General features: G+C 70.5%; 17 protein-coding genes. 9 read left to right on the top strand and 8 right to left on the bottom strand.

What is annotated here, in order from left to right; all coding sequences use genetic code 11:
- Positions 1-108 precede the first annotated feature (108 nt).
- Together ABZX96_RS26225 and ABZX96_RS26220 are read right to left on the bottom strand one after the other, a co-directional pair.
- Entirely contained in the window at positions 109-804 is a 696-nt protein-coding gene (locus ABZX96_RS26225; protein WP_355549099.1) for a response regulator transcription factor, read from the bottom strand.
- Between the two features lie 158 nt (positions 805-962).
- Entirely contained in the window at positions 963-2,846 is a 1,884-nt protein-coding gene (locus ABZX96_RS26220) for a histidine kinase (RefSeq protein ID WP_355549097.1), read from the bottom strand.
- Positions 2,847-3,310: 464 nt separating this feature from the next.
- Between ABZX96_RS26220 and ABZX96_RS26215 the strand changes: the two genes are divergently transcribed.
- From ABZX96_RS26215 to cseC, 5 genes are all read left to right on the top strand, one after another.
- Positions 3,311-4,393: an A/G-specific adenine glycosylase gene (locus tag ABZX96_RS26215; RefSeq protein WP_355549095.1), complete on the top strand. Its 1,083-nt coding sequence runs from the start codon at positions 3,311-3,313 to the stop codon at positions 4,391-4,393.
- A 423-nt stretch (positions 4,394-4,816) separates the two neighbouring features.
- On the top strand, positions 4,817-5,362 hold the full coding sequence (locus tag ABZX96_RS26210) for a SigE family RNA polymerase sigma factor (RefSeq protein ID WP_355549093.1): 546 nt from the start codon (positions 4,817-4,819) through the stop codon (positions 5,360-5,362).
- Between the two features lie 98 nt (positions 5,363-5,460).
- Positions 5,461-6,294 (top strand): hypothetical protein, encoded by an 834-nt coding sequence (locus tag ABZX96_RS26205; RefSeq protein WP_355549092.1) that lies wholly within the window; start codon positions 5,461-5,463, stop codon positions 6,292-6,294.
- A gap of 7 nt (positions 6,295-6,301) precedes the next feature.
- Positions 6,302-7,012 carry a two-component system response regulator CseB gene (gene cseB, locus ABZX96_RS26200; RefSeq protein ID WP_355549090.1) on the top strand — a complete coding sequence of 237 codons (711 nt, stop codon included), beginning with the start codon at positions 6,302-6,304 and terminating at the stop codon, positions 7,010-7,012.
- Between the two features lie 8 nt (positions 7,013-7,020).
- Positions 7,021-8,328, top strand: coding sequence for a two-component system sensor histidine kinase CseC (cseC, locus tag ABZX96_RS26195; RefSeq protein WP_355549088.1), 1,308 nt, complete (start codon positions 7,021-7,023; stop codon positions 8,326-8,328).
- 161 nt (positions 8,329-8,489) lie between these two features.
- On the opposite strand, the gene ABZX96_RS26190 is transcribed toward cseC, so the two are convergent.
- Together ABZX96_RS26190 and ABZX96_RS26185 are read right to left on the bottom strand one after the other, a co-directional pair.
- Positions 8,490-8,933: a VOC family protein gene (locus ABZX96_RS26190; RefSeq protein WP_355549086.1), complete on the bottom strand. Its 444-nt coding sequence runs from the start codon at positions 8,931-8,933 to the stop codon at positions 8,490-8,492.
- Between the two features lie 196 nt (positions 8,934-9,129).
- Complete coding sequence (locus ABZX96_RS26185; protein WP_355549084.1) at positions 9,130-10,737, bottom strand: MDR family MFS transporter; 1,608 nt, start codon at positions 10,735-10,737, stop codon at positions 9,130-9,132.
- A 130-nt stretch (positions 10,738-10,867) separates the two neighbouring features.
- On the opposite strand from ABZX96_RS26185, the gene ABZX96_RS26180 reads away from it, so the two are divergent.
- Positions 10,868-11,470: a helix-turn-helix domain-containing protein gene (locus ABZX96_RS26180; protein WP_355549082.1), complete on the top strand. Its 603-nt coding sequence runs from the start codon at positions 10,868-10,870 to the stop codon at positions 11,468-11,470.
- Positions 11,471-11,699: 229 nt separating this feature from the next.
- Here the strand turns inward: ABZX96_RS26180 and ABZX96_RS26175 are convergent, their stop codons facing one another.
- The 3 genes from ABZX96_RS26175 to ABZX96_RS26165 all read right to left on the bottom strand — a co-directional run bounded on the left by ABZX96_RS26175 (position 11,700) and on the right by ABZX96_RS26165 (position 14,023).
- Positions 11,700-12,386 (bottom strand): M23 family metallopeptidase, encoded by a 687-nt coding sequence (locus ABZX96_RS26175; RefSeq protein WP_355549080.1) that lies wholly within the window; start codon positions 12,384-12,386, stop codon positions 11,700-11,702.
- 709 nt (positions 12,387-13,095) lie between these two features.
- Positions 13,096-13,395: an acyl carrier protein gene (locus ABZX96_RS26170; protein ID WP_355549078.1), complete on the bottom strand. Its 300-nt coding sequence runs from the start codon at positions 13,393-13,395 to the stop codon at positions 13,096-13,098.
- Positions 13,396-13,588: 193 nt separating this feature from the next.
- A complete protein-coding gene (locus ABZX96_RS26165; protein WP_355549076.1) occupies positions 13,589-14,023 on the bottom strand; it encodes an ATP-binding protein in 435 nt (144 codons plus the stop codon).
- 280 nt (positions 14,024-14,303) lie between these two features.
- Here ABZX96_RS26165 and ABZX96_RS26160 point away from each other — a divergent pair, with 280 nt between their 5' ends.
- The 3 genes from ABZX96_RS26160 to ABZX96_RS26150 are packed head-to-tail and all read left to right on the top strand — an operon-like array spanning position 14,304 to position 18,718.
- Complete coding sequence (locus ABZX96_RS26160; protein ID WP_355549074.1) at positions 14,304-15,191, top strand: helix-turn-helix transcriptional regulator; 888 nt, start codon at positions 14,304-14,306, stop codon at positions 15,189-15,191.
- Positions 15,192-15,201: 10 nt separating this feature from the next.
- On the top strand, positions 15,202-15,399 hold the full coding sequence (locus ABZX96_RS26155) for a DUF397 domain-containing protein (RefSeq protein WP_355549073.1): 198 nt from the start codon (positions 15,202-15,204) through the stop codon (positions 15,397-15,399).
- A 58-nt stretch (positions 15,400-15,457) separates the two neighbouring features.
- The gene (locus tag ABZX96_RS26150) at positions 15,458-18,718 is read left to right on the top strand and encodes an NACHT domain-containing protein (RefSeq protein ID WP_355549071.1); all 3,261 of its coding nucleotides are present in this window, start codon (positions 15,458-15,460) and stop codon (positions 18,716-18,718) included.
- A gap of 52 nt (positions 18,719-18,770) precedes the next feature.
- Here the strand turns inward: ABZX96_RS26150 and ABZX96_RS26145 are convergent, their stop codons facing one another.
- The gene (locus tag ABZX96_RS26145) at positions 18,771-21,296 is read right to left on the bottom strand and encodes an ATP-dependent Clp protease ATP-binding subunit (RefSeq protein ID WP_355549069.1); all 2,526 of its coding nucleotides are present in this window, start codon (positions 21,294-21,296) and stop codon (positions 18,771-18,773) included.
- Between the last annotated feature and the right edge of the window lie 344 nt (positions 21,297-21,640).

Genomic DNA, 21,640 nt, shown 5'->3' with positions numbered 1-21,640 from the left:
ACGCGTTCGGTTCGCTTGGCGCGTTTGATTCACCTGACGCATTCGATTCGCCTGATGCGCCCGGTACATCCGCCATGTCGGTCATGACCGTATCCTCGTCCCTCTTCGTCACGCGTCGCGTACCAGCCCGGCTTCGTACGCGATGATCGCCGCCCGCACCCGGTTGCCGACGCCCAGCGCCTCCAGGACGGCGCTCACGTAGCCCTTGACCGTGCCCTCCACCAGGTCGAGCCGCCAGGCGATCTCCGCGTTCGTCAGTCCGGCGCCGAGCAGAGCCAGCACCTCGCGTTCGCGGTCGCTCAGCCGGTCGGTGCGCGCCCGTGCCGCGGCCTGGCGGGACAGCCGCACGCCGCCGCCCCCGAGTTCGGCGATGACGTGCCGGGCCACCGTCGGCGCCAGGAACGCGGCCCCGCCCGCCACCGCCCGGACGCCCGCCATCAGTTCGTACGGATCACCGGACTTCAGGAGGAAGCCGGTGGCGCCGACGGCCAGCGCGCGGGCGATGTACGCGTCCTCGGAGAACGTCGTCAGCATCGCCACCGCCGTACCGGGCACCTCCGAACGGATCTCCTCGGCCGCCGTCAGGCCGTCCGCCACGGGCATCCGGATGTCCAGCAGCGCCACGTCGGGCCGGTGGACGCGCGCCGCCTCGACGGCCGCCCGGCCGTCCGCCGCCTCCGCGACGACCTCTATGCCCGGGTCCGCCGCCAGGACGGCCCGGATGCCCGCCCGGACCATCACCTCGTCATCGGCGAGCAGCAGGCTCACCCGTCCGTCGGAGCGCTCGGCACGCGGCTCGGTCATGCGCCCAGCGTAGGGAACGGCGGACGGGCTCCCGTGCGGGGCACCGATCGTCGGCACCCGCACACGCCGACCGCCCTCGGCGGCTTCCGTGCGTCGGCCGTCGATGCCCCCGCGCGCTGCCCGTCGGCGTCTCCGCGTACTGCCTGGGGTGTCGGCCGTCACCGCTCCCGGACGGACGCGAGGGTGGGCACGGTCAGTTTGGACACCAGCCGTCCGTCCCGGAAGCAGAGCCGGAAGTGGTCCACGCTGCCGAAGATCTTTCCGCTGGACCGGTAGTAGGCGCAGGACGCCCCTGGGGGTGGCGCGGGGGCGCGCTCGGCGGGGGTGTCGGTGGCCTCCCGGCCGGGCAGGACGGCCGCCACCTCGGCGTGGGGCTGGCCCACGCGCAGCGCCCGGTAGTCGGCGGGCGCGAGGACGGAGTGGGTCTTCGCGTAGACGTGGTAGCCCGTGAACGCGCCCACCACGGCGAGGGCGACCGAGGCCGCGACGGCCGAGTACACCAGCAGCGACCGCCGACCGGCCCGCCGCGCCCGAAGGAACTCGGCGGCGGGGGCCGGGGCCGGGGCCTCGGGTGGGGCGTTGCCCGAGGTGGGCGACCGGTCGTCATACGGGGTGGCGGTCGGCCCCTCGTACACGGCGTCATACGAGGCGGACGCCCGGTCGTCATAAGGAGCGGCACCCGCCCCCGGCAGTCGGGCCCGGACCCGGTAGCCGCCTTCGTGCGGGCCGGCCTCCAGCGTGCCGCCCGCCAGTCGTACGCGTTCGCGCAGGCCGATCAGGCCCGTGCCGCCGCCGGGACGCGGTGGCCCGGCGCCCGGCGCCCGCTCCGGCGCGGCCGTGTTGACGATCGTGACCACCGCGCCGCCGTCCTCCGTACCCTCGGCGCGCACCGTCACCTGGGCGCCAGGGGCGTGCCTGGCCGCGTTCGTCAGGGCCTCCTGGACGACGCGGTGCGCGGCCCGCTCGGCCTGGGGAGAGAGCCGGGCGAGCGGCGCTGCGGGAGGCGGTGGGGCGGGGGGCCCCAGAGACGGCGGGGCGGAAGCCCGGTCCGGGGTCCGCGACACGGGCACGCCCGCCACCGATCCGGCCGGCCCCACCGCACCGACCGACCCGACCGGCCCCTCTGGCCCCACCGGCCCGACCACCCCTCCGGCCTCCTCCACCTCCACCCCGTCCGTCGCCCCCGCCTCGCCCTCCGAAGGCCCGTCCGCCCCCGTCACCATCCGCACCCGCAGCCCCGACGCGGCGGCCCGGTGCACCAGGGCCTCGATGCTCTCCCCGGCCGGAGCGAGGGGAATGTCCTGTTCCGCTTCCGTCGTCTCCCGCTCCCGCAGGACGCCGATGATCTCGCGCAGCCGTTCCGTCGCGTCCGCCGCCGCGGTGCGCAGTTCGCGGGCCGCCTCACGGTGCGCGGCGCTCATCCCCGGGGCTACCTGGAGGGCGGCGGCCCTCAGGGCGAGCAGGCTGAGTTCGTGGCCCAGGGAGTCGTGCATGTCCTGGGCGATGCGGGCGCGCTCGCGCAGCCGCGCGCGGTCGGCGACGACGGCGCGCTCCCGGGCGAGCTGTTCCGCCCGGCCCCACCCGGCCGCGGCCAGCGCCCGTTCCTGCCGCCGGTACCGCCCGACGAGCCAGGGGAACACCGCGCCGACCAGCAAGGCGGCCAGGATCAGCAGCCATACGGCCACCGGGTCCTGAGCGCCCGCCAACGAGGTCACCAGGCTCGCCAGGGCCATCACGGCGAAGGCGAGGAGCGCGGGCCGGGGGCGGGCCGCCCGGCGGCCCAGCAGGTAGCCGGTGACGGCCAGCGCGGGTACGTACGACGCCGTCAGCAGCGTCGGGCCACAGGTCAGCGCCACCCCCGCCACCACCAGCAGCGCCACGGCCGGCGCACGCCGCGTCAGCGCGACGGCCACCGCCAGCAGCACCGGGCCGCCCACCGCCCACCACCAGGAGACGACCGCCTCCCCCGGCGCCCCGATTTCGGCCACCACCGGCGCGACCAGCAGGGCCCACAGCCCCACGCCCCTCAGGAACCGCCCCATCCGACCGCTCGCCCTCAGGGACGCCGTTCCCCCGCCCTCAACCGGCCGGGCCGGCCGGGCCGACCGGGCCGACCGGGCCGACCGGGCCGACCGGGCCGACCGGGCCGACCGGGCCAGCCGCACCAGTCGGAACAGCCACACCACCCGCCCCAGCCGACGCCTCACCTTCCCCGGCATCCGCACACCCACCCCACCCGAGGCCGCCCACCCTTCCCGCCACTCATCAACCATCAACCATCAGCGATCACCGATCGAGCCATCACCGATCAACAACCGGTCAACGAACAACAATCACCGAACAACATTCACCGACCTCGCCCACCCCGCCAGCCGCCACCCCTCACCCACCCGCCCCCGCGAACCCCACCCCGCGCGTGGCGTGCGGGTGGGCGCGCGCCCCGCCGGACCGGCGCGTTTCCCGGTGGGCGCGCGGCCGTGCCAGGATCGACGGTGCGATGACTTCCATGCCTGTCCCTTCCGCCGCCCCCGCCGCCGACGCCACCGCGGCACCCGTTGACGCGGTCATCCCGGCCTCCGCCGCCGCGCCCGGCACGGCGACCACCGCCCCGTCCGCCACCGACGCCACCCTCACCCCCCTTGAGGCCGCCGTCACGACCGCGGCGCCCGCCCCCGCGCCCCGTTCCGCCCTCGACGTCACCGTGGACGCCGTCGAGGTGACCCGGCTGCACGGGCGCGTCACCGCGTGGTTCGACCAGCACGCCCGCGACCTGCCGTGGCGCCGCCCGGAGGCGGGCGCGTGGGGCGTCATGGTCAGCGAGTTCATGCTCCAGCAGACGCCCGTCAGCCGGGTGCTCCCGATCTACGAGCAGTGGCTGGCCCGCTGGCCGCGCCCGGCGGACCTGGCCGCCGAGCCGCCCGGCGAGGCGGTCCGCGCCTGGGGACGGCTCGGCTACCCCCGGCGCGCGCTGCGCCTGCACGCCGCCGCCTGCGCCATACAGGAGCGGCATGGCGGCGACGTGCCCCGCGACCACGCCGCGCTGCTGGCGCTGCCCGGCGTCGGCGAGTACACGGCCGCCGCGGTGGCCTCGTTCGCGTACGGGCAGCGGCACGCCGTCCTGGACACCAACGTCCGCCGGGTCTTCGCCCGCGCCGTCTCCGGCCGCCAGTACCCGCCGAACGCCACCACCGCCGCCGAACGCCGCCTCGCCCGCGCGCTGCTCCCCGAGGACGAGGCGACGGCGGCGAAGTGGGCCGCGGCCACGATGGAGCTGGGCGCCCTGGTGTGCACCGCGCGCGGGCCCGAGTGCGTCCGCTGCCCGATCGCGGCGGGCTGCGCCTGGCGGCTGGCCGGGTCGCCGGCGCACGACGGGCCGCCGCGCCGCGGCCAGACGTACGCCGGCACGGACCGGCAGGTACGCGGCAAGCTGCTCGCCGTCCTGCGCGAGGCGGTGGCGCCGGTGCCGCAGGCGGCCTTGGACGCCGTTTGGGACGAGCCGGTGCAGCGGGCCCGCGCGCTGGACGGCCTGGTGGCGGACGGCCTGGTCGAACCGCTGCCGAACGGCGAGTACCGGCTGCCGCTGAGCTGAGCTGAGCGCCCTGAGGGCGGGCGCGTTCCCTGGTGCCTGTGGGGGCCCCGATCAGGGCCCTTCGGCACCAGGGCCCTGCAAGGCCGCCCGACCAAGGCCTCACAGCACCAGGGAAGCAATCCCGTTCTCGTAAGGAGAAGCCGCGCACGGAAAAGGCACGTACGAAGAAGGCGCCTCCCGCCCCGCCCCCCTTCCCGCAGCCGCTACGCACCCCGTCCCTCCCTGGTAGGACGCCCCGATGGCAGCCGTCCGTCCCAGGTATGACTACGAGCCCGCTGTTACACAACCGACGGTTTTCCGTGCATTGCCTGTGGGCTCGACGCACATTGCGTCGCAACACCCCGTCCGTAGCGTCTGTCTCGCGCCGGAGATGACCACCAGCGCGACCAACGTGGGGAACGCAAGCGGAACGGAGGCGTCGGAATGGCGACCAGCGGCGGCAAGGTACTGGACTTCGAAGAGTACGTGCGCACGCGGCAGGAGGCCCTGCTGCGCAGCGCCCGGCGCCTGGTGCCGGACCCTGTCGACGCCCAGGACCTCCTCCAGACGGCCCTGGTCCGCACCTACGGGCGCTGGGACGGGATCGCGGACAAGTCGCTGGCCGACGCCTACCTCCGCCGCGTCATGATCAACACGCGGACGGAGTGGTGGCGGGCCCGCAAGCTGGAGGAAGTGCCCACCGAGCAGCTTCCGGACGCCAGCGTGGACGACGGCGCCGAGCAGCGTGCCGACCGCGCCCTCCTGATGGACATACTCGGCGTGCTCGCGCCGAAGCAACGCAGCGTCGTCGTGCTGCGACACTGGGAGCAGATGAGCACGGAGGAGACCGCGGCGGCGCTCGGCATGTCCACCGGGACGGTCAAGAGCACGCTGCACCGGGCGCTGGCCCGGCTGCGCCAGGAACTGGAGAACCGCGACGCCGACGCGCGCCTGCTGGAGCGCGGCGAGCGGGAGCGGTGCGCGGCCTGACCCGCGGGCCGGACCGACGGCGACGGCAGGACGAGCGGCTTGGTCACGAGACGGTGAACAGAAGCGGTTTGACCAGAAGCGGTTTGACCAGGAACAGGTTGGCCAGGAACCGGCCGACCACCGAGGGGCCGGGCGGCCGGGAGCCGACCGGCCCCGAGGCACGCACGGCACCCGGGGCGCCCCCGACGACCGGGACACGCCCGACGACCGAGGCGCACCCGGCAAACAAGACACGCACCACCCCCCGCACCCCCCTCCCCGGCAGCGGCCTCGCCAAGCTCGGCGTGGCGGTCGCCGTGCTGGCAGCCGCCGGTCTGCTGCTCGCCGGGTGCAACGCCGCCGGTCAGGGCGTCCGGACCGAGGGCACCGGGAACAGCACCCCCATCCGCAAGACCCCGACCTCCGCCTCCCCCTCCGCGTCGCCCTCCGTCGCGTACAAGAAGGTCAACGCGGTCGACCTGCTGAAGAAGGACCCGAAGGTCGGCGCGGAGGTGAAGAAGTCCCTCGCCAAGCCGTGCGCCGCCGACGCGTACCCGATCGAGGTGACGTACGCGCCGCTGACCGGCGGCAAGACCGCCGACGTGATCGTGAACGTGATGACCTGCGCCGACTCCGTCGGCATCGGCTCGTACGTCTACCGTAGGAACGGAGACACGTACGAGAATGTGTTCACCATGGAGCAGCCGTCGGTGTACGCGGGTGTGAACAAGGGTGAGCTGGAGGTGTCCAAGCAGACGTATGACACGGGCGACAAGGTGTGCTGTCCCTCCGGCGAGGACGTGATGCCCTACCGCTGGAAGAACGGCCGTTTCGTCGCGTACGCCCCGTACCACACCGACTACAGCAAAACCGCCGTCGAATCCCCCACCCCGGAACCCGCGGAAACCGGAGAACCGGGAGAAACGGAAGACGGCGCGGAACCGGAGGGCTGAGACCGCCATGGCCGACACCCATGTGCTCTTCGTCGAGGACGACGACGTCATCCGCGAGGCCACCCAGCTCGCGCTGGAGCGGGACGGCTTCGTGGTGACCGCGGTGCCCGACGGGCTGGCGGGCCTGGAGGCGTTCCGGGCCGACCGGCCGGACATCGCCCTGCTGGACGTGATGGTGCCGGGCCTGGACGGCGTGAGCCTGTGCCGGCGCATCCGTGACGAGTCCACCGTCCCCGTGATCATGCTGTCGGCGCGCGCCGACTCCATCGACGTGGTGCTCGGCCTCGAAGCGGGCGCCGACGACTACGTGACCAAGCCGTTCGACGGCGCCGTCCTGGTCGCCCGCATCCGCGCCGTGCTGCGCCGCTTCGGGCACGCCAGCGGCCCGGACGGCGCGGGCGCCGGGGCCGGCGAGGCGGAGCGGACCGCGGAGGCCGTGCTGCGCTTCGGCGACCTGGAGATCGACCGCGAGGGCATGGAGGTGCGCCGGGACGGCCGGCAGGTCGCGCTGACGCCGACCGAGATGCGGCTGCTGCTGGAGTTCTCCGACGCGCCGGGCACCGTCCTGTCCCGGGACCGGCTGCTGGAGCGGGTCTGGGACTACGGCTGGGGCGGTGACACCCGCGTCGTCGACGTCCACGTCCAGCGGCTGCGCGGCAAGATCGGCCAGGACCGCATCGAGACCGTCCGCGGCTTCGGTTACAAGCTGAGGGGCTGACACCCGCGGTGGTCATCCGTACGGGGCTGAGGTGGAAGCTCAGCGCCGCGATCGCGCTCGTGGGGGCGCTCGTCGCCATCGCGGTGAGCCTGGTCGTGCACAACGCGGCGCGCGTCTCCATGCTTGACAACAGCCGCGACGTGCAGACCGAGCGCCTGAACTACACCCAGCGGATCTACGAGACCACCAACCGGCTCCCCTTCGGCGCCAAGCTCGACGACCCCGCGCTGCCCGCGCCGCTGCGCGACGAGGTCGCCAAGAACAAGCGCGCCACCTACCTCCAGGACACCGGGGACACCGTCCCCGAGGTGTGGGCCGCGGCGCCGCTCAGCAACGGGCGGGTGCTGTCCATGCACGATCGTTTCGCCGACCGGTTCGCCGTCCTGGACGACCTCGACCAGGCCGTGGTCATCGGCTCCACCTCCGTCGTCCTGGCCGGGTGCGCGCTGGGCGTGCTGATCGGCGGGCGGCTCTCCAAGCGGCTGCGCAAGGCCGCGGCGGCGGCCGGGCGGCTCGCCGACGGCGACACCTCGGTCCGCATCCGCGACGAGGTCGGCGGCCGGGTCCGGGACGAGACCGACGACCTGGCCTGGGCCGTGGACGCCATGTCCGACGCCCTCCAGCGGCGCATCGAGGCGGAACGCCGCGTGACCGCCGACATCGCCCACGAGCTGCGCACGCCCGTCACCGGCCTGCTCACCGCCGCCGAGCTGCTGCCGCCCGGCCGCCCCACCGAACTCGTCCGGGACCGCGCGCAGGCGCTGCGCACGCTCGTGGAGGACGTGCTGGAGGTGGCCCGCCTGGACGGGTACGCCGAGCGCGCCGAGCTCCAGGACGTGGCCCTGGGCGACTTCGTCACCCGCCGGGTCAAGGCGCTCGACCCGGGCATAGAGCTCACCGTCCTGCGGGACGCCGAGGTCAGCACGGACCCGCGCCGCCTGGAACGCATCCTCGGCAACCTCATCGCCAACGCCGCCCGGCACGGCAAACCACCCATTCAGGTGACGGTGGAGGGCCGGGTCATCCGGGTGCGCGACCACGGGCCGGGCTTCCCCGAGGCGCTGCTGCGCGAGGGACCCAGCCGCTTCCGCACCGGCAGCAGCGACCGCGCCGGACGCGGCCACGGCCTCGGCCTGACCATCGCCGTCGGCCAGGCCCGCGTCCTGGGCGCCCGCCTCACCTTCCGCAACGCGGACGAGCTGACGGATGGCAGCACCGGCGCCGTCTCCGTCCTGTGGCTCCCGGAGAACGCTCCGACGGACACGGGCAGCTTTCCGGTGCTGAATCTGCGGCAGGGGGAGGGGCCCAAGGGCTGAGGGGCGCGGGGCGGACGGCAGGCGCCTCCTCCGCGGGCCGTGCGCTTCGTACGCGGGCCGTGCGCCTACTCTGCGGGCCGTGCGCTTCGTACACGGGCCCTGCGCCGCCTACGCGGGCCGTGCGCTTCCGACGCGAGGCATGCACCACGCGCCCCGCGCCGCTACCCCCAGTCCTTGCTCATGTCCAGCTCCTGCGTCGGCTGCGTCAGCGAGATCCAGTTCCCCGAGTCGTCCCGGATGATCGCCTCCGTCCCGTAGGGGCGTTCCTGCGGTTCCTGGACGAACTCCACGCCGCGCGCCGTGAGCATCCGGTAGTCGGCGTACACGTCGTCCGTATGGAACGCGCCGGCCCCGAACGTCCCCTTGGCCACCATCCGCTTCATCGCCTCGGCCTCCTCCGGGCCCATCCCCGGCGGCCCGGGCACCATCAGCGCCATCTCCACGTCCGGCTGCCCGGCGGCGCCGACCGTCAGCCAGCGCATGCCGTCCTCGCCGCCCATCCGCATGTCGGTACGGGCCTCAAGGCCGAGCTTGTCCGTGTAGAACTCCTTCGCCCGGTCGGGGTCCAGGACCCAGATGGTGGCGATGGCCAATCCCTTGATCATGCTGTCTGCTCCCGGTGCGCGCGGGCCCGCCCGGCCCTTCCGCCGGACGGCGCCGGGAGGTGGGGTGTCCCGGGCGGGGGCCTCGTACGCGTACGTGTCCCCGTACGAGGGACGAGCAGCACCCCGCGACAACGCCGACGGCCCCGGCGGGAGGGCCGGGGCCGTACGGAGGTGTGGGGCTTTGCCCCTGGGGTTACTACTCTGCGACCGGCTTCGGGGCCGGGCCGCCGCGCAGCGGCACCTCCTTGAGGAACCACGCCGTCGCGAAGCCGATGACGCTGATCAGCGCGCCCCACACGAAGACCTGGTGCGTACCGCCGGCGACCGCGTGCATGTACGCGTCCTTCATCGCCGCCGGCAGCTTCTCCAGGCCCTTCGGGTCCATCTGGGCGGTCGGCATCGCGGCACCCGCCTTGCCCATCCGCTCGGTCATCGCGCTCTGCACGTGGTTGGTGAAGATCGCGCCGAAGATCGCGACGCCGAAGGAGCCGCCGATCGTCCGGAAGAGGGTCGCGGAGGACGAGCCGACGCCCATGTCCTTCATCTCGACGCTGTTCTGCGCGATCAGCATGGTCGTCTGCATCAGGAAGCCCATACCGGCGCCCAGCACCACCATGTAGACACTGGAGACGAACCGCGTGGTGCCGACGTCCATCAGGGACAGCAGCGCCAGGCCGACCACCAGCAGCCCGCCGCCGATCACGACGAACGCCTTGTACTTGCCGGTGCTCGTGGTGATCCGGCCCGCGACCAGCGAGACGGCCATCATGCCCAGCAGCAGCGGCAGCAGGAGCAGGCCGGAGTTGGTGGCCGAGGCGCCCTGCACGATCTGCTGGAACAGCGGCAGGAAGGTCATCGACCCGAACATCACGAAGCCGACGAGGAAGCCGATGACGGTGATCAGCGAGAAGTTGCGGTTGCCGAAGATGTGCAGCGGCAGCACCGGCTCCGCGACCTTCCGCTCCACCAGGACGAACCCCGCGATGGCCGCGACGCCGACCGCGCCGAGCCCGATGATCTGCCCGGACAGCCAGTCGTACTCGGTCCCGCCCCAGGTGGTGATCAGGACGAGCGCGGTGATCCCGACGGTCAGCAGGATGGCGCCCACGTAGTCGATCCGCGCCTGCGAGCGCTTCTTCGGCAGGTGCAGCACCGCGGTGATCATGAAGAGGGCGACCGCGCCCAGCGGCAGGTTGATGTAGAAGCTCCACCGCCAGCCGAGGTGGTCGGTGATGGTGCCGCCGACGAGCGGACCGCCGATCATCGCGACGGCCATGACGCCGGCCATCATGCCCTGGTACTTGCCGCGCTCCCGCGGCGGGATCAGGTCACCGATGATCGCCATGACGCCGACCATCAGACCGCCCGCGCCCAGCCCCTGGACCACGCGGAAGCCGATGAGCTGCCCCATGTCCTGCGCCATGCCGGACAGCGCCGAGCCGATCAGGAAGATCACGATGGACGTCAGGAAGATGCCCTTGCGCCCATAGAGGTCACCGAGCTTGCCCCAGATCGGCGTGGAGGCGGCGGTGGCGAGCGTGTACGCGGTGACGACCCAGGACAGGTGGTCCAGCCCGCCCAGCTCGCCCACGATCGTCGGCATCGCCGTACCCACGATCATGTTGTCCAGCATCGCGAGCAGCATCGCGATCATGAGCGCGAACAGGACCACGCGCACGCTCGCGGGCTGCTTCTCGCCGGCCCCGGCCTTGGCGGCCCGTGCCGCGGCGTCCGCCGCTCCGCTTCCCCCGTCCTTGGCTGGTCCTGATATGTCCCCCACAGGGGTCGCTTGCTGTTGCGACATCCCGTCCACTCCTACTTACTTGCCGCCCGGCTAGTTCTGTACCGTGCAGAAGGTAGAGGCCAACTAGCCGGGCGTCAAGTAAGTTATTTGGCAAACGCCCTGACCAGGACCGACAACGCAGGAGAGCACCATGGGCACACCGCAGGCGCGCAGGGGCAACACCCGTCAGCGCATCCAGGACGTCGCTCTGGAGCTCTTCTCGCAACACGGCTACGAGAAGACCTCGCTCCGCGAGATCGCGGAACAGCTCCAGGTCACCAAGGCGGCGCTGTACTACCACTTCAAGACCAAAGAGGACATCGTCATCAGCCTCTTCCAGGACCTCGCCCGGCCCTGCGACGAACTGATCGCGTGGGCCCGGCAGCAGCCCCGCACCCTGGAGGTCAAGCAGGAGATCATCCGCCGCTACGCCGGGGCACTGAGCGGCGCCGCCCCCCTCTTCCGCTTCATGCAGGAGAACCAGGCCACCGTCCGCGACCTCAGCATCGGCGAGACCTTCAAGCAGCGCATGATGACGCTCTTCGACCTGCTCCGGGAGCCCGACTCCGAGATGGTCGACCAGGTCCGCTGCCTGACCGCGATCTTCTCCCTGCACGCCGGCACCTTCGCGATGCAGCACATGGAGGGCGACCCCGACGAGAAGCGCAAAGCCCTCCTCGAAGTCGCCACGGAATTGGTCACCGCGGCCAACCACCCGACCGACGACGAAACGCGCCGAACCGAATCCTCTTGATTCGGTACGGCGCGCTCATCGATTCCCCGGCTCCCCGCCACTCAATTACCGAAAGCCATCGGCATTTCACTCACGGGAATCCGCAGCTATTCGGTTGAGTACCGCACTCCGGGCCCCGGGAACGGAATCCCTTCGGCCCCGTCGATTTCCCCCGCCCCGGCGAGCGGGGCGGCGAGGAAATCGGCGTCATATCACCCGGCCGACCGGCCGCGCGTTTCGGTGGTCCGGCTCACACCGCGTCGTCATGACGCTTCAGGAACCCGGTCGGCTCGATGCCCGAGCCGTAGTTCGGGCCGGTCCGCACCTCGAAGTGCAGGTGGGGGCCGGTCGAGTTACCGGTGCTGCCGGACTTGGCTATCTCCTGGCCGGTCGCGACCTTCTGGCCCACCCGGACCTCGATCCGCGACAGGTGCGCGTACTGCGTGTAGGTGTGGCCGTTGTGCTCGATCACGATGGCGTTGCCGTACGCCGGACCGTCACCGCCACCGTTCGGACCGGCCTTGATCACCGTGCCCTGATGGACGGCCTTGACCGCCGTACCGGTCGGCACCACGAAGTCCTGACCACTGTGGTTGTGCGCCCAGTGGGTACCGGCCCGGCCGAACTTCGCGCCCATGACGTAGGAGTCCACCGGCTTCACCCAGGAGGCGGCCTTCTTCTCCGCCGCCTGCTTGGCGTCCTGCTGCGCCTTCTTCGCGTCGCCGGCGGCCTTGCTCTGGGCGTCGGCCTGCGCGTTGATCGTGTCGGTTATCGAGGCCGACAGACCGCTCAGCGCGATACCACCGGAATTGCTCTCCGCAGCCGTGGCCACTCCGGCGCCCATCGCGGCGGTAACTCCCACACCGGCCACCAGAACGGCGGCACGGGTACGCACGGCGGACGACTTGGCGGAGCGGAAAATGGCGTGCTTCGACATACGGGGAAAGACCTCCAGAAAGGAATGGGTCCCGGGTTGCGAACCGGGATCGCCATACCTTGATAGGCGGCGGCTCCCACCCCCGCCAAGAGGCCTACCTACTACCCCCCACCGTATCGATCACCCTGGAAATAAACCCCCACCGCCACCCACCCCCATCCCCACCCAAACTGCCGCCCACCAACCCCGTCCTATCCCCCGTCGTAGTCCGGATTTCACCTGTGCCGCATGTCACCAAAAACGAGATCGTTTACGGGGAGAGGGGCGGGCTTTCCCTGGCCTGGCCCTCTTCATAAGTAGCGCCAGGGCGTGATCAACCCCCTGCCTGACGGGCGGGACCCGCCACATCAACCCCCCGCCCCCCGGCCCGGCTGACAGGCGGCGGCCCGCCCTATCGAACCCGTCCCCCAGCCCGACTGACGGGCGCGCCCCGCTCAATCAAGCCCGCCCCCCAGCCCGACTGACGGGCGGGGGCCCGCCACATCAACCCCCACCCCTCGGCCCGACTGACGGGCGGCGCCCCGCCAAATCAAGCCCGTCCGGCGATTGAGGACAACGCCCCCGGCGTTCACCGGCACCCAAAACCACCCGCCACACGCCCACGAGCCCACCGCCCACGAGACCTGGGAGCGGGCCGGCACGGCCCGAGAGGCCCCGGCGCGCAAGCCGGAAAGAGATCCCGGCACACAGCCAAAAAAGCCGCGGCACCCTACGGAAGCGCCTCGGCCCCCGCCCCCTCACCCGCTACCGCGGCCCGAACCGCCGACGCCAACCCCCGCGACGCCTCCCCCAACGTGCTCGCCGGCGAAATATCCAGCATCCCGTCCTCGATCTCGACCCCGGCCCGGTTCTCGACGATCAGCAACAGCTCCAGCAGGGCGAACGAGTCCAGCTCCAGTTCCTCGAAGGTGGCGTCATCCCTGAGCTGCTCCGAAGCGATGCCGAAGACCTCCTGCAGCAACCCGGCGAGAAACCCCTCGCCCCATCCCTCGGCGGCCTGGTGAGTCATCCTCGATCACCCTTTTCACCTGTTTTCCGACCGGTCGTTCCGGACTCTTCCGGGCCCGTCACGGCGTGTACAGGCGACATGCGGCACGCACCGGAGGAATCCCCCGAAGCGCACAACGAGGACTCTTCACCTCACCCACGGCGCCACCCACCCTCACCACACCCACGACCACCCACCCCGTCAGCCACCCCCCTCACACATTCAGCTCGAACCACACCCCTTTCCCCTCCCACTCCCAATCCCCCTCCGACCGCCGCCCGTCCCCCGTCGTCCCGCAGACATCCGCCAAGGCCGCCACCAGGAACAGCCCCCGGCCGCCCGTGTCCCCGTCCCCCGCCCGCCGCACGTCCGGAAGCACGGGACTGCGGTCGTAGACGGCGACCCGCACCCGCGCCGCCTCGATGGCCAGCCGCAGGTGCACCTGGCTCTCGGTGTGCACATGGACATTGGTGACGAGCTCGGAGGTGCAGAGCGCCGCCGCGTCGACGAGGTGCGCGAGCGCGTGCTCGGTCAGGACGCCACTGACGAAGTCGCGGCAGACCTTGGGAGAGAGCGGTGAATTGGGCGCGAAGAGCGTGTACTGCCCCTGCCGCCCACCTGGTACGTGCGCTTCCGTACGTGTTCCCATCAGACGCCTCCAAGGCGTTGGAACAGTCGTGGGGATTCCCGCCTCGTACGCGTCCAGGCAACTCGTACGCGCTCAGGCGACTCGTACGCGCTCGGGCGACTCGTACGTGTTCAGGCAAAGGGACAACACGCGGCACGCCCATCCCATAACGTGAACGAGGCGCCACACACCGTAGTGGCGCGTTCAGCACTCATGCAACCAGAACGCTCTTTTCGCCAGCACCGGCCCACGCCGCCCGGAACGAGCACCCCGCCACCGGCTCCCCAAGGAGGACGACACCTTGGCCCTGCGCACCCTCATCACCGAACGCCAGCGCCGACTGGGCACCGAAGTCCGCAAAATGCGAGAACGGGCCGGCCTGTCCATCCTCCAGGCCGCCGACCTCGTCGGCATGGGCCGCCCCCACATCAGCCACATCGAGGCCGGCCGCACCGCCGTCCCCCCGGAACGCCTCCGCGAACTGGCCAAGGCGTACGGATGCACGAATGAACCTCTCATCGCGGAACTCGTCAGCATGTCGGAGAGCGATGGGAAGGGGTGGTGGAGCCACTACCGCCGCCAGGTCCCGCAGATCATGCTCGATCTCGCCGAACTGGAAGCCCGGGCAACACACATCCGGAGCCACGAGACGCTACTGATCCCCGGCCTGCTCCAAACCGAGTCGTACATGCGGGCCCTTTTCCGCAGCTCCCGGATCGGCGCGCCGAAGTACGAGATCGAGACGGCCGTCCGCTTCCGGCTGGACAGGCAGCGGATCCTCGCCCCTGACAGCAACGTCACCCTGCACGCGGTCATTCACGAAGCGGCACTGCGCATCGCTGTGGGCGGCCCCGCCGTCATGCGTGAACAACTCGTCCACCTGGTCCGCGCGGCGCAGCGCCCAGGTACGCGCATTCAGTTGCTTCCCTTCGAGACCGGAGCCCGTGCCTGGTTCGGAACGCCCTTCCTCATCGCGGAGCCGAGCGTGCCGCAACTGGGAACAGTCATCCTGGAACACCCTGCGGAACCGCTCCGCCTTGACGACGATGAATCCCTCAGGCGCTACACCGAGACGTTCGAAGGCCTTCAGCACAGCGCTCTTCCCCCGGTGTCCTCCGACGGCTCGCCGGACCCGCACGAGAAGCGCGACTCGTGGGGACTGATCCAACACATCGCGTACACCTACTGAAGGGGGCACCATGGCCCACCTCGTCTGGCAGAAATCCACCTACAGTGACGGTGCCGGCGCCAACTGCGTAGAAATCGCCGCCAATTACCCCGTCCTCCACCTCCGCGAAAGCGACCACCCAAACCACATACTCACCACCACCCCCACCGCCCTCCGCGCCCTTATCCTCACGCTCAAGAACGACACCGCCCACTCACCCCGCGTCTGAGCACCGAGGAGCCGGCCACCATGGAACCCACGACCCGGGCATCCGCCTCGCCTCAACCGTGGCCGGCCCCCTCGTCAGGAAACTGTTCGTCAAGGACGGCCCGGGCGCCGGGCTGGTCGACAAGCCCGTACGGATCTCCGGCCTGCTCTCCTTCAAGGGCGAGAAGCGCACCCTCACCGAGAAGGACGTCCACAAGCTCGCCGCAGAACTGGTGGCCCGCGCCGTCCGCACCGGCGCCCCCGGCGAGCGCCCCGTCCCCGCCGACGAGGAGACGGCCATCGCCGAGGCCCTGGCCCGCACCCTGCACGGCCTCGGCGATCTCGACATGGACGACCTCCAGGCCGTCCAACTCGGCGCCCCCACGCTGGCCGCCCGCCTCCGCGAGACCCATCCGCTGACCACCAGCGGCCTGTCCACCGACAGCCTCGCCCTCCACGACGAGTTACTGCACCTCGCCTGCCTCCACATCGTCCACTTCTTCACCCAGCGCTCCACCTTCGTCGACCGCACCCTCGTTCAGCAGAGCCACGACCTGAACCAACTGATCACCCGCATCGACACCTTCATCGAACGGCACCCCTCCCCCCTCGCCGCCGACACCGCCTTCGAACGCGACTACCTCCGCTACATCGCCCGCAAGCACAACCGCCTGACCATCTACGGCATCGACCTCGGCAACTCCCCGGACCGCTGGCCGCTCGACGCCGCGTACATGAGCCTGGAGGCGACCACCCGGCGCCCGCCCGAAGCAGAGCCCTTCGCCGACCCCATGGGACCGTTCACCACACCCCTGTCCGGGGCACCCCTTCCGGCGGACCAAGCGCTGGCCGGCGAGGAACGCGTCCTGCTGCGCGGGGTGGCGGGCTCCGGCAAGAGCACGCTCGTCCAGTGGATGGCGGTCTCCTGCACCCGCCCCGCCGCCGAAACTCCCCTCCCCCACCTGTACGGCCGCATCCCCTTCGTCCTCCCCCTGCGCACCCTCACCCGATCCGGCGCCGCCCTCCCCACGCCCGACCGCTTCCTCACCACCGTCGGCTGCCCGCTCGCCGGCGCCCAGCCGCACGGCTGGGCCGAGCGCACGCTCACCTCCGGACGCGGGCTGCTCCTGATCGACGGCCTGGACGAAATTCCCGAACGCGAACGCGAACAGACCCGCCGCTGGCTCCGGGACCTCCTGGACGCTTTTCCCCACAACCTGTGGATGGTGACCTCGCGCCCCTCCGCCGTCCGCGAGGACTGGCTCGCCACGGACGACTTCCGCGAGCTGACCCTCTCCTCCATGAGCCACAAGGACGTGGCCGCCTTCGTCCACCGCTGGCACACGGCCGCCCGCGCCGACACCCCCGAGGACACCGACCGCCTCGACGCCTACGAGCAGACGCTCCTCACCGCCATCCGCACCAAACAGGACCTCGGCCGGCTCGCCACCAACCCCCTGATGTGCGGCCTGATCTGCGCCCTCCACCGCGACCGCCGCGGCTACCTCCCCCACGGCCGCAAGGAGCTCTACGACGCGGCCCTGTCCATGCTGCTCTCCCGCCGTGACCGCGAGCGGGACATGCCATGCCCGGACGGCATCGAGCTGAGCGACGAGCCTCAGATCCAGCTCCTCCAACGCCTCGCCTACTGGCTCATCCGCAACGGCCGTACCGAACTCGCCCGCGAACGCGCGGTCCGCATCATCGCCGACGCCCTCCCCGCCGTCCCCTCGGCCGCCGCCCAAGGCGACGCGGAGGCGGTCTTCCGCCATCTCCTCGCCCGCAGCGGCCTACTCCGCGAACCGACCCCCGGCGCCGTCGACTTCGTCCACCGCACCTTCCAGGACTACCTGGGAGCGAAAGCCGCGGTCGATGAATGGGACATCGGCCTGCTGGTCCGCCATTCCACGGACACCCAGTGGGAAGACGTCATCCGCATGGCGATCGCCCACTCCCGTCCCCGAGAGCGCGCCGAGATCCTGGAAGCCCTGCTCACCCACGGCGACAAGCTGGAAGAAACCACCGACCGACTGCGCGTCCACCTGCTGGCCATGGCCAGCCTGGAACACGCGACGGAACTCGATCCGCGGATACGCGGAGAAGTGGAATCCCGCGCCGGGGCGATTCTTCCGCCCCGTTCCTACGAAGAGGCGAAGCTTCTCGCTGACGCGGGACCGCTGGTCCTGGAGCTGCTGCCCGGACCGGACGGCCTGATGGATGACGAGGCCGAGCACACCGTCAACACCATCTGCCTGATCGGCACGGACGCCGGGCTCGAAAAGGCCAAGCTCTTCCGCAACCATTCCGCACGAGGCGCGCAATCCGTACTGGCAAGGGCATGGCACCGGTTCGACACCGAGACGTACGCCGAGGAAATCATCCGGCACCTTCCCCACGACCCCGACAGACCCATCGGCGTACGTTCCCTGGAAGAGCTGGCCCTTCTGCGCTCGCTCGGCAGGCAGACATGGACCGAGATCAATGGTGCCTTCACAGCCCAGGAACTTCGCGAATACCTCGATCCGGCCCAGCTGAGCAACCTCCGCCTGGAAGACAATCCGGTAGTCGATCGTCTTGACTTCCTCCGCGACTTCCCGAAGCTCAAGGAAGCGAACTTCTGGAGATGTCCGAAAGTCGACGACGTCACTCCCCTCGGGGACATACCTCTGCAGACACTGTTTATCGGAGGGTCGGAACTCCACGACCTCCCCCGTGGCCTGTCGGAGCTGTCCACCCTGAAGACGTTGTTTCTCGGCCAGAGCCGACTTACGGCCGCCAGCCTCCATCGGCTCCCTGCCCGGGCTCCCATGGAGTACTTGTCATTCGGAGGGCCGGCAGAGGATGAACTTCCGGGCCTCTCCGCATGGCCCACTCTGCGAGGGCTGCTCATCGGCGAACTCCCGACGGGTTTCGGTGCGGCAACATGGCGGGAAATCGCAAGCCTGCCCCGGCTCCACTCCCTGGGTTTCCGCCTCACCGACGACTGCCCGGTTCCCACGATCCCGTACGGGCTCCAAATGCCACAGGTGCACATGGTCCATGTGCTCGGCCTCAAAGCCACAGACACCGGTCTCATCGGTGACGTACTGCAATCAGTCGTCAGCGCTTTCCCCAAAGCACGGGAGCTGTACCTCAGCGATGACCTTGGTAGGGCTATCAACCCCCTCGATATCAGCCCCTTGTCCGCCCTCACCGACCTTCGAAAGGTCCATCTGTCGTACCTCGTGCCCGACCCACCCATCTCCCTCCCCAACGTAAAAATCGCCCTGCGCCCCCGTCTCCGCTCCGCTCTCGTCCGTAAACGTCATCTCAAACAAACGAAACCGCCCCAGCACCGCTAACGCGGCACCGGGGCGGTTCCCCAGCGTCCTCAGGCCCTATAAAAGGACCTTCTTACGCCTCCTTGCTCAAGTTCGGCGCAGACCCACCCGCGGCGGACTCCACCGGCGGAGCGTCCGGCAGGGCCGACTTCTCCTCGCCGCGGAAGGTGAACTTGGCGGACTCGCCCTCGCCCTCCGTGTCGACGACCACGATGTGGCCGGGGCGCAGCTCGTTGAAGAGGATCTTCTCCGAGAGGGCGTCCTCGATCTCGCGCTGGATCGTGCGGCGCAGCGGACGGGCGCCGAGCACCGGGTCGTAGCCGCGCTTGGCGAGCAGCGACTTGGCGGTACCGCTGAGCTCGATGCCCATGTCGCGGTCCTTCAGGCGCTCGTCCACCTTGCCGATCATCAGGTCGACGATCTGGATGATGTCTTCCTCGGTCAGCTGGTGGAAGACGACCGTGTCGTCCACACGGTTGAGGAACTCGGGGCGGAAGTGCTGCTTGAGCTCTTCGTTGACCTTGTTCTTCATCCGCTCGTAGCCGGTCTTGACGTCGCCCTGGGCGGCGAAGCCCAGGTTGAAGCCCTTGGAGATGTCCCGGGTCCCGAGGTTGGTCGTCATGATGATGACCGTGTTCTTGAAGTCCACGACCCGGCCCTGGGAGTCGGTCAGGCGACCGTCCTCCAGGATCTGGAGCAGGGAGTTGAAGATGTCGGGGTGGGCCTTCTCGACCTCGTCGAAGAGGACGACGGAGAACGGCTTGCGGCGCACCTTCTCGGTGAGCTGGCCGCCCTCCTCGTAACCCACGTAGCCGGGGGGCGAACCGAAGAGGCGGGAGACCGTGTGCTTCTCGCTGAACTCCGACATGTCGAGGGAGATCAGCGCGTCCTCGTCACCGAAGAGGAACTCCGCCAGCGTCTTGGACAGCTCGGTCTTACCGACACCGGACGGGCCGGCGAAGATGAACGAGCCACCGGGGCGCTTGGGGTCCTTCAGACCGGCGCGGGTGCGGCGGATGGCCTGGGAGAGCGCCTTGATGGCGTCCTTCTGGCCGATGACGCGCTTGTGGAGCTCGTCCTCCATGCGCAGCAGGCGCGAGGACTCCTCCTCGGTCAGCTTGAAGACCGGGATGCCGGTGGCCGTGGCCAGGACCTCGGCGATCAGCTCGCCGTCGACCTCGGCGACGACGTCCATGTCGCCGGCCTTCCACTCCTTCTCCCGCTTCGCCTTCGCGGCCAGGAGCTGCTTCTCCTTGTCGCGCAGGCCCGCGGCCATCTCGAAGTCCTGCGAGTCGATCGCGGACTCCTTCTCCCGGCGCACGTCGGCGATCTTCTCGTCGAACTCGCGGAGGTCCGGCGGCGCGGTCATCCGGCGGATGCGCATCCGGGAACCGGCCTCGTCGATCAGGTCGATCGCCTTGTCCGGCAGGAAGCGGTCGGAGATGTACCGGTCGGCGAGCTGGGCGGCCTGGACCAGCGCCTCGTCGGTGATGGAGACCCGGTGGTGCGCCTCGTAGCGGTCGCGCAGACCCTTGAGGATCTCGATGGTGTGCGGCAGCGAGGGCTCGGCGACCTGGATGGGCTGGAAGCGGCGCTCCAGGGCCGCGTCCTTCTCCAGGTGCTTGCGGTACTCGTCCAGCGTCGTGGCACCGATGGTCTGCAGCTCGCCTCGGGCCAGCATGGGCTTGAGGATGGAGGCCGCGTCGATCGCGCCCTCGGCGGCGCCCGCGCCGACCAGGGTGTGCAGCTCGTCGATGAACAGGATGATGTCGCCGCGGGTGCGGATCTCCTTGAGGACCTTCTTCAGGCGCTCCTCGAAGTCACCGCGGTACCGGGAGCCGGCGACCAGGGCGCCGAGGTCCAGGGTGTAGAGGTGCTTGTCCTTGAGGGTCTCGGGCACCTCGCCCTTGACGATGGCCTGGGCCAGTCCCTCGACGACCGCCGTCTTGCCGACGCCGGGCTCGCCGATGAGGACCGGGTTGTTCTTCGTCCGGCGGGACAGCACCTGCATGACCCGCTCGATCTCCTTCTCGCGCCCGATGACCGGGTCGAGCTTGGATTCGCGGGCCGCCTGGGTGAGGTTGCGGCCGAACTGGTCCAGCACGAGGGACGTGGAGGGGGTGCCCTCCGCCGGGCCGCCGGCGGTGGCGGCCTCCTTGCCCTGGTAGCCGGAGAGCAGCTGGATGACCTGCTGGCGGACCCGGTTCAGGTCGGCGCCCAGCTTCACGAGGACCTGGGCGGCGACGCCCTCGCCCTCGCGGATCAGGCCGAGCAGGATGTGCTCGGTGCCGATGTAGTTGTGGCCGAGCTGAAGGGCCTCGCGGAGCGAGAGCTCCAGGACCTTCTTGGCACGGGGGGTGAAGGGAATGTGGCCGGACGGGGCCTGCTGCCCCTGGCCGATGATCTCCTCCACCTGCTGGCGGACCGCCTCGAGCGAAATCCCGAGGCTCTCCAGGGCCTTAGCGGCGACACCCTCACCCTCGTGGATCAGGCCCAGGAGAATGTGCTCGGTGCCGATGTAGTTGTGGTTGAGCATCCGGGCTTCTTCCTGAGCCAGGACGACAACCCGCCGCGCGCGGTCGGTGAACCTCTCGAACATCGTTAATCGCTCCTCAGAGCGGTCAGTCAGTTAGGGGTCGGTCCCCTCCCTGTCCTTCCGCATGCTAGTCCCGTGGGACGGGACAGCTCATTCCTACTGCCGACATCCCGGATCACCCCCGCGTCGACGGGGAAATCTTGTGCGGAACAGCCGACATCTGCTCCAACCCGATGGTGCGAGACGATGTTCCCGCAGGCCAGGCATATACGCTCCCGGCCACTACGCCCGTGGCGAACGCAGCATGAACTGACACGCGCACCGTCCCTCCCCACTAGGGATGTCTTACCCGTTACCGCCGACTCTCCATGCGGCGCGCCCCTCTTCCCTCCGCTACGGGCGAACAA

Origin of the sequence: Streptomyces sp. NPDC003077, from assembly GCF_040611095.1 — a bacterium.
GTDB lineage: Bacteria > Actinomycetota > Actinomycetes > Streptomycetales > Streptomycetaceae > Streptomyces.
This window is presented reverse-complemented; position numbering and strand designations above follow the sequence as displayed.

What these genes read in the sequence shown, in the direction of transcription:
- ABZX96_RS26215 (WP_355549095.1), top strand. Translation starts at nt 3,311, where the DNA reads ATGCCTGTCCCTTCCGCCGCCCCCGCCGCCGACGCCACCGCGGCACCC.
- cseB (WP_355549090.1), top strand. Translation starts at nt 6,302, where the DNA reads ATGGCCGACACCCATGTGCTCTTCGTCGAGGACGACGACGTCATCCGC.
- ABZX96_RS26170 (WP_355549078.1), bottom strand. Translation starts at nt 13,395, where the DNA reads ATGACTCACCAGGCCGCCGAGGGATGGGGCGAGGGGTTTCTCGCCGGG.
- ABZX96_RS26225 (WP_355549099.1), bottom strand. Translation starts at nt 804, where the DNA reads ATGACCGAGCCGCGTGCCGAGCGCTCCGACGGACGGGTGAGCCTGCTG.
- ABZX96_RS26155 (WP_355549073.1), top strand. Translation starts at nt 15,202, where the DNA reads ATGGCCCACCTCGTCTGGCAGAAATCCACCTACAGTGACGGTGCCGGC.
- ABZX96_RS26145 (WP_355549069.1), bottom strand. Translation starts at nt 21,296, where the DNA reads ATGTTCGAGAGGTTCACCGACCGCGCGCGGCGGGTTGTCGTCCTGGCT.
- ABZX96_RS26180 (WP_355549082.1), top strand. Translation starts at nt 10,868, where the DNA reads ATGGGCACACCGCAGGCGCGCAGGGGCAACACCCGTCAGCGCATCCAG.
- ABZX96_RS26185 (WP_355549084.1), bottom strand. Translation starts at nt 10,737, where the DNA reads ATGTCGCAACAGCAAGCGACCCCTGTGGGGGACATATCAGGACCAGCC.
- ABZX96_RS26165 (WP_355549076.1), bottom strand. Translation starts at nt 14,023, where the DNA reads ATGGGAACACGTACGGAAGCGCACGTACCAGGTGGGCGGCAGGGGCAG.
- ABZX96_RS26175 (WP_355549080.1), bottom strand. Translation starts at nt 12,386, where the DNA reads ATGTCGAAGCACGCCATTTTCCGCTCCGCCAAGTCGTCCGCCGTGCGT.
- ABZX96_RS26220 (WP_355549097.1), bottom strand. Translation starts at nt 2,846, where the DNA reads ATGGGGCGGTTCCTGAGGGGCGTGGGGCTGTGGGCCCTGCTGGTCGCG.
- ABZX96_RS26210 (WP_355549093.1), top strand. Translation starts at nt 4,817, where the DNA reads ATGGCGACCAGCGGCGGCAAGGTACTGGACTTCGAAGAGTACGTGCGC.
- ABZX96_RS26190 (WP_355549086.1), bottom strand. Translation starts at nt 8,933, where the DNA reads ATGATCAAGGGATTGGCCATCGCCACCATCTGGGTCCTGGACCCCGAC.